Annotated in this window: 1 protein-coding gene; it reads left to right on the plus strand. The window is 38.7% G+C overall.

Going from position 1 to position 635, the window contains the following annotated elements:
* The coding region (locus tag HMPREF9009_RS21695; RefSeq protein WP_049703246.1) for a PD-(D/E)XK nuclease domain-containing protein at positions 1 to 324 on the plus strand (324 nt) is incomplete at its 5' end.
* Positions 325 to 635: the final 311 nt, after the last annotated feature.

The raw sequence follows: 635 nt of genomic DNA on the forward strand, positions 1-635 counted from the left end.
GGATTTACGTTGGCTATGACCGCACAGAACCGTTTCTATCGCCCTATCTCCGAACAGGAGAATCAGGAAGGATATGCCGACATCTTCATGTTTCCATTACTGGATATATACAAAGACATGCTCCATTCCTACATTATCGAACTGAAGTATGCCAAAGGAAAGGATAGTGACGAAAAGGTAGAGCAACTCCGGCAAGAGGCTATCACACAAGCCAACCGCTATGCCGCTAGTGAAACGGTGCAAAAAGCAATCGGAACAACGACGCTGCACAAAATTATAGTTGTTTATCAAGGGATGAAAATGGTGGTGTGCGAAGAAGTTTAAAGTTCGTATATATTTTCATGTATTATAATAAAAGGCGACTCATTGCAACGAGCCGCTTTTTTTGTATTATCTATTTTTCTTCAGCTATCCACTTTTCAACATTACGGGTTTCCACACTAAAGAAGAGCAAATCCGCTTTCCCACTATAAGCAATAATGGCATTGAGACTACTAAAGATATTCTATCATTTATATAACTGCCATCCATCAATATTCATTTTTATTGTTACTTTTGTGAGAAAATGAAAGAGTTATGAACCAACCAGTAAAGCGCAAACGTATTCCGTACGGAATGATGAACTTTATCGATGT

Source organism: Bacteroides sp. 3_1_13, from assembly GCF_001185845.1.
Classification (GTDB): domain Bacteria; phylum Bacteroidota; class Bacteroidia; order Bacteroidales; family Bacteroidaceae; genus Bacteroides; species Bacteroides xylanisolvens.